Origin of the sequence: Enterobacter sp. 296B2 (genome assembly GCF_034106185.1) — a bacterium.
Classification (GTDB): Bacteria; Pseudomonadota; Gammaproteobacteria; order Enterobacterales; family Enterobacteriaceae; genus Enterobacter; species Enterobacter cloacae_N.
This window is the reverse complement of the sequence record NZ_JAWNCA010000006.1, coordinates 182,073-188,158: the sequence shown is the minus strand read 5'-3', so window position 1 is coordinate 188,158 and position 6,086 is coordinate 182,073. Positions and strand designations below refer to the sequence as shown.

Sequence of the window (6,086 nt, the reverse complement as noted above, 5' to 3'; positions counted from 1 at the left end):
GCGGTGGTCCCACCTGACCCCATGCCGAACTCAGAAGTGAAACGCCGTAGCGCCGATGGTAGTGTGGGGTCTCCCCATGTGAGAGTAGGGAACTGCCAGGCATCAATTAAGAAGAACCCCGTACCGTAAGGTGCGGGGTTTTTTGTTTTGTGCGTAGAAAAAACCAGTAGCGCTGCGGCTTGGTAGGCCGGATAAGGCAAAGCCGCCATCCGGCAACGCAGGTCGCACGATCCCACGGCAAAGAGAAGCAAGAATATAAAGAAGGGATTTATAAACGCAGAAAAGCAAAAACCCAGCCATAGGCTGGGTTCTTTAAATAGTGGTGCCCGGACTCGGAATCGAACCAAGGACACGGGGATTTTCAATCCCCTGCTCTACCGACTGAGCTATCCGGGCAACGGAGCGCATTAAACCGCAATCGCGCCTTATCGTCAACATTATTTCAGGAAAAGCTGTTCAACTGCTTAAGTTTGCGGCAATCTGTTCGTTTTCGCCGTGAAAATGCACAAATCTTCCAGACAATACCAGCCTGTGAGGCAATGCTGATAACAACAGGAGGGCAGTATGGCAAAAGACTGGCTTGAGCTCCGTCAGCATGCGGATACCGGTATTGAAACGATTAAAGCGCACTTCGAAGGCCATGCCTTCGATCCCCACTGGCACGATAGCTATCTGGTGGGGATTACCCTTTCAGGCACCCAGCAGTTCCACTGTCGTCGCGAACGTCACCGCAGCCATCCGGGTGATGCGTTCTTACTGGAGCCGGGTGAAATTCACGACGGCGACGCGCCTGTGGAAGGGGGCTTTACCTATCTGACCTTCTATCTTGACGAGCAATGGCTGACGCGCACCCTCCGGGGATTATATGAAGCAACGCCAGACCGCTACTCGCTTCACTTTGCTCAAACGCTAACGCGAGAACCTCAGCTGGTCCGTTCTATCGGCGAGACGTTTAACGCGCTGCATAGCGATGAGATGAAAATTGTGCAGCAAAGCACAATGGATAAACTGCTCTCTCAGATCACCTCCCATTGCCACTGGCGTAAGAAACTCCCGTCGCAGCTACAGAGCGCTGCCGTGGCGCACCGCGCACGTGACTATCTTTATGCGCATATCGGCGAGAACGTGGGGCTGTCAGACCTTGCGCGCGAGACGGGCACGGATCGCTTTACGCTGACGCGCTGTTTTAAGCGTGAGTTCAACCTGGCGCCGCACGCCTGGCTTATTCAGCTGCGTCTGGCAAAGGCGCGACAGCTGCTGGCGCACGGCGAGCAGCCTGTTAATGTCGCTACAGCGCTCGGCTTTGCAGACCAGAGCCATCTGGGACGCTGGTTCCAGCGCGCATACCGCATTTCCCCCGCCCACTACCGCCGGTTGTGCACAAACCTTCCAGACGTTTCCAGAAAATAACGGCACAGTGATGGCTCTAAGAAAAAAGGAGCCCCCTGTGAGCCTGATGCCTTATCTGCTGTTTGCCTTTGTCGCGTCGATAACGCCCGGTCCGACGAATATCCTCGTTCTCACTAACAGCCAGTACTTTGGTGTGAAAAATACCATTCCCGCCATTTTGGGGGGATGTATTACGGCGAGTCTGATTGTGCTGATATCGGGTGCCGGCGCCGGGGAGGTGTTGCGCCAGTTTCCTCTGATACGCCAGGCAATGAGCTGGGCAGGCGTACTGTGGCTCACCTGGATGAGCTGGCAGCTGTATCGCGCACCTGCGGCGAATATTGCTGAGAAGGCGCCTCATCGTTTCACGGCGCAAGCCGCAGCGCTGCTGCAGCTGGTGAATCCGAAAACGTGGATGATGGCGCTGGCGGTAGTGAGTCTTTTTGCCCCCGTGAGCATTCACCCGTTAAGAGATATTGCGCTGATGGCGCTATGGTTCTTACTGATTTCTGTGATGTGTTTGATGTGCTGGGCGTGGCTGGGGAAGGCAGTAAGCCGGGTGTTTCGCACCACCGTGGCGATGGTGCGGTTTCAGCGCCTGATGGCGCTATGTCTTCTCATCTCTGCCTGGGCGGGCATGCTGGTCTAGGTCAACGCCCCACCCATACGACACTGGGCAAAGCGCAGAATGTCTTCCGCCAGACGGTGCGCCGTATCCACATCTGCCTGGCTACGGTTCACCAGCATGCGGCTCAAACAGCCCTCCAGTACGAGCTCCATCTGCTTAGCGACCATTGCCGGGTCATCCACTTCAAGCGTTGTCAGCAGTTCATGGGTGAAGTCATGCGCCGCACGTTTTTGCTGATCCGCCAGCTGGTGTATTGGATGGCCAGGATCGGGGTAAAACGTACAGGCAGCAATAAACAGGCAGCCCGGATAACGATTGTTGCTGACGCATTCTGTCAGGGCGGTGTAGCGTGCCAGCAGCTTTTGCTCAGCCGTCAGCTCTTCATTTAACATTAGCTGCCTGCGCCAGATATCCACCTGCTGGCTAAGATAGCGTAGGGCATCATAAAGCAGCGCCTCTTTATCCGGCCAGAAGCGCTTTAGCTCATCCAGAGGGTAATCGATACGGTCGGCTACCATCTCAAGCGTGGTGCAGGCGATCCCTTGAATCTCAAGTAGTTGCAGGGCTTGTCCCAGTACGTCTTCGCGTTGCACGGTTGTCTCCTCCGCTATTCCCAACGGTAAGTCCCGTCTAAAGTGTTGTTTACGGTTGGCGATTGCGCAAATGCGCGCTGAATGCCGTTGCATCCATAAACCCGGTTACACGCTGTTCTGGCTGCTCTTCCCCTTGTTCATTAAAGAACAGAATGGTCGGCAGCCCGAGCACGGTAAGGTGTTTAAGCAGGGCCTTATCCTGCGCATTGTTGGCCGTGACGTTTGCCTGGAGCAACACCGTATCTTTCAGGGCGTTTTGCACCTGAGGATCGCTAAAGGTGTATTTTTCAAACTCTTTGCAGGCGACACACCAGTCGGCATAGAGATCGAGCATCACCGGTTTGCCTTTTGCCTGCGCCAGCGCGCTGTTGAGCTCATCGACGTTCTTAACGTGTATAAAGTTTAAATGTGCCTGCGTCTGTCCCACCGGCGAGCCGAACGCCCAGTCCTGAAGCGGACGCACACTCACCAACGCGGCGGCGAGCAGGAGAATTTGCACCAGACGCATCCACGCTTTTTTGGCCCCCAGGCTGACGATAAACGCCCATGAGAAGAACGCCACGCCGAGCATGGCCCACAGGCGCAGACCCCACGTGTCACCAATAATACGCTCCAGCAGGAACACCGGGAGCGCCAGAATGACAAAGCCAAACGCGGTTTTCACCGTCTCCATCCACGGGCCGCTCTTCGGCAGCAGGCGGTTGCCAAATACCGTCACCAGAATCAGCGGCAGGCCCATACCGAGCGCATAGAGATACAGCGTACCGCCGCCGAGCCACATGTTGCCGCTCTGGGCAATGTACAGCAGGATGGCGCTGAGCGGCGCGGTGGTGCAGGGGGAGCAAATCAACCCGGCGATGGCACCCATTGCGAATACGCCGCCCGCAGAGCCGCCCTGCTGGCGATTGCTCATCAGCGTTAAGCGGGTTTGCAGCGAAGAGGGCAGCTGCAGCGTGAACAGGCCAAACATCGACAGCGCCAGCAGGATAAATACGACGGACAGGCCGATAAGCACGTAAGGGTGCTGGAGCGCCGCCTGGAACTGTAGCCCGGCCGCGGCGACCACGAGCCCGAGCGCCGTGTAGGTGAGCGCCATACCCTGCACGTAGATAAACGCCAGCAGCAGGGCGCGGGCGGTAGAAAGACGCTGTTTGCCGCCCAGCACAATCCCGGAGATAAGCGGATACATCGGCAGCACACACGGGGTAAAGGCAATGCCGATGCCAATCAGTAAGGCCCAAAGCGCTGAGAAAGGAAGGTCGGAAGCAGCTTCGCCTTCACCCCTCATCCTGGCCCTCTCCCCTGAGGGGAGAGGGGAGGCAGCCGCTTTAACTTCACTAAGCGGAACGACCTTCGTTTCTGGTGGGTAGCAGAAGCCCGCATCGGCACAGCCCTGATACGTCACCGTCAGCGTGGCGTCTTTATCTGCCTGGTTCACCGTAACGGGCACGCTCAGGCGCTGGCGATAGATTTCACTTTTACCGTAGAACTCGTCCTCGTGCCACTCGCCAGCGGGCATCTGCAACGCGCCGACGCTAGCCTTTGCAGGCGTGATGCTGACCTGCTTGCGGTAGAGATAGTAGCCCTCTTTCACCTGCCAGGTCAGATTGAGATCGTGCTGGTTCTGCTGAAAATCGAAAACAAACGCCTGGTCGGCAGGAATAAAGTTTGAACGGCTGGGTGCGTCAAACAACCCGGCAAATACTGACGTGCTGCACAGCAGCAGGATCAGCGTAAAGAAGCGTTGAGCCATGAGAGATAGTCGTTATCGCCGTGGACCACTGGCAACACCAGCAGCTCCGGGGTTTGGTAAGGATGATGAGACTTGAGGCAGTCAAGGAGCGCCTGCTGATTCGCCAGATTGGTTTTAAGTAACATCTGGACTTCATACTCCTGCTCCAGCTTGCCTTCCCAGTAATAGAGGGAGATCGCGCCGGGCAGCAGCGTTACGCAGGCTGCCAGTTTTTCGGCCAGCACTTTGGCGGCGAGATCCTGGGCAGAGGCTTCATCAGGGGCGGTACACAGTACAACAACAGCATCAGGCGTGTTCACAAGTCGACTTCCTCATCACGAAAGTCTTCACTATATCACGCAAGGCGATTGGTCATTAATGAAACGGGCCGCAGAGCGGCCCGATTTTAACTATTTTTACAACGGCTAACCGTTTACAGCACAATGCCGCCGATGATAAAGCCAAGGACGACGCAAAGCGTAATCGCCACGACACCCGGGATCAGGAACGCGTGGTTAAACACGTACTTACCGATGCGGGTTGAGCCGGTATCGTCCATCTCAACCGCCGCCAGCAGGGTTGGGTAGGTTGGCAGAACGAACAGCGCAGAAACGGCGGCAAAAGAGGCAATCGCCGTCAGCGGTGTGACGCCTAACATCAGTGCAGCAGGCATCAACGCTTTGGTGGTGGCGGCCTGGGAGTAAAGCAGCGTCGCGGCAAAGAACAGTACCACTGCCAGCAGCCACGGGTAGTTGTGCAGCAGGTCACCCGCCACGGTCTGGATATCGCTAATATGCGCTTTCACGAAGGTGTCACCGAGCCACGCCACGCCCAGTACGCACACGCAGGCGCTCATGCCGGATTTAAAGGTACTGGCGTTCAGCACTTCGCTGGTGTCGATTTTACAGGTGATGCTAATCAGCGTCGCAATGGTCAGCATGAACACCACAATCGCTTCGTTACGCGGCAGCACCGGGTTCTGAATCAGCCCCACGGTGTCGCTGATGGCGGTCGCGTAGAACATCACGGCGACAATACCGATCAGGAACAGCAGCACGGAGCGTTTCGCGTGCGGCTTCAGTTCGAAGACCTGGCTACCGCGCAGGCTCACTTCACCTTTTGCCAGACGCTCCTGGTAAACCGGATCGTCTTTCAGCTCGGCGCCGAGGAAGTTACACAGCACGGCGGTAATCATCACCGCAATCAGCGTAACCGGAATACAGATCGCCAGCAGCGTCAGGTAGCTCACGCCCATTGGCTCAAGGATACCCGCGAAGAAGACTACGGCGGCAGAGATTGGCGATGCGGTAATGGCAATCTGAGACGCCACTACAGCAATAGAGAGCGGACGAGACGGGCGAATACCCTGCTCTTTTGCCACTTCAGTAATCACCGGCAGCGTGGAAAATGCCGTGTGGCCGGTTCCCGCGAGAATGGTCATAAACCAGGTCACCAGCGGGGCGAGGAAGGTTATATATTTCGGATGGCGGCGCAGCATGCGCTCCGCCAGGCTCACCAGGTAGTCCATACCGCCTGCGACCTGCATGGCCGCAATAGCAGCAATAACCGCCATGATGATTTCAATAACGTCAAAAGGGATTGCGCCGGGTTTAATCTGAAAGATAAGGGTAAGCACGAGCACCCCGAGGCCGCCGGCAAAACCAATGCCGATACCCCCGAGCCGCGCGCCCAAATAAATCGCCAACAGGACGATGACGAGTTCTGCTCCAAACATAAAGACCTG

Annotated in this window: 6 protein-coding genes, 1 tRNA gene and 1 rRNA gene; 3 read left to right on the top strand and 5 right to left on the bottom strand. The window is 56.5% G+C overall.

Annotation, left to right across the window (positions count from 1 at the left end):
• Positions 1-101 (top strand): 5S ribosomal RNA (gene rrf / locus URZ40_RS07165); the annotation flags it as partial.
• Between the two features lie 219 nt (positions 102-320).
• Here rrf and URZ40_RS07160 read toward each other — a convergent pair.
• A tRNA-Phe gene (locus URZ40_RS07160) sits at positions 321-396 on the bottom strand.
• Positions 397-564: 168 nt separating this feature from the next.
• On the opposite strand from URZ40_RS07160, the gene URZ40_RS07155 reads away from it, so the two are divergent.
• Both URZ40_RS07155 and URZ40_RS07150 read left to right on the top strand, forming a co-directional pair.
• Positions 565-1,410 (top strand): AraC family transcriptional regulator, encoded by an 846-nt coding sequence (locus URZ40_RS07155; protein WP_116344027.1) that lies wholly within the window; start codon positions 565-567, stop codon positions 1,408-1,410.
• Between the two features lie 37 nt (positions 1,411-1,447).
• Entirely contained in the window at positions 1,448-2,038 is a 591-nt protein-coding gene (locus tag URZ40_RS07150) for a LysE family translocator (protein ID WP_320720149.1), read from the top strand.
• Here URZ40_RS07150 and URZ40_RS07145 read toward each other — a convergent pair.
• From URZ40_RS07145 to URZ40_RS07130, 4 genes are all read right to left on the bottom strand, one after another.
• Positions 2,035-2,610, bottom strand: coding sequence for a transcriptional regulator (locus tag URZ40_RS07145; protein WP_320720148.1), 576 nt, complete (start codon positions 2,608-2,610; stop codon positions 2,035-2,037). The two genes, URZ40_RS07150 and URZ40_RS07145, sit on opposite strands and share 4 nt — an antisense overlap.
• Positions 2,611-2,659: 49 nt before the next feature.
• A complete protein-coding gene (locus URZ40_RS07140; protein ID WP_320720146.1) occupies positions 2,660-4,363 on the bottom strand; it encodes a protein-disulfide reductase DsbD in 1,704 nt (567 codons plus the stop codon).
• On the bottom strand, positions 4,339-4,662 hold the full coding sequence (cutA, locus tag URZ40_RS07135; RefSeq protein ID WP_320720143.1) for a divalent cation tolerance protein CutA: 324 nt from the start codon (positions 4,660-4,662) through the stop codon (positions 4,339-4,341). The genes URZ40_RS07140 and cutA overlap by 25 nt, the downstream gene beginning before the upstream one ends.
• Positions 4,663-4,775: 113 nt before the next feature.
• Positions 4,776-6,077 carry an anaerobic C4-dicarboxylate transporter gene (locus URZ40_RS07130; RefSeq protein ID WP_008502949.1) on the bottom strand — a complete coding sequence of 434 codons (1,302 nt, stop codon included), beginning with the start codon at positions 6,075-6,077 and terminating at the stop codon, positions 4,776-4,778.
• Positions 6,078-6,086 lie beyond the last annotated feature (9 nt).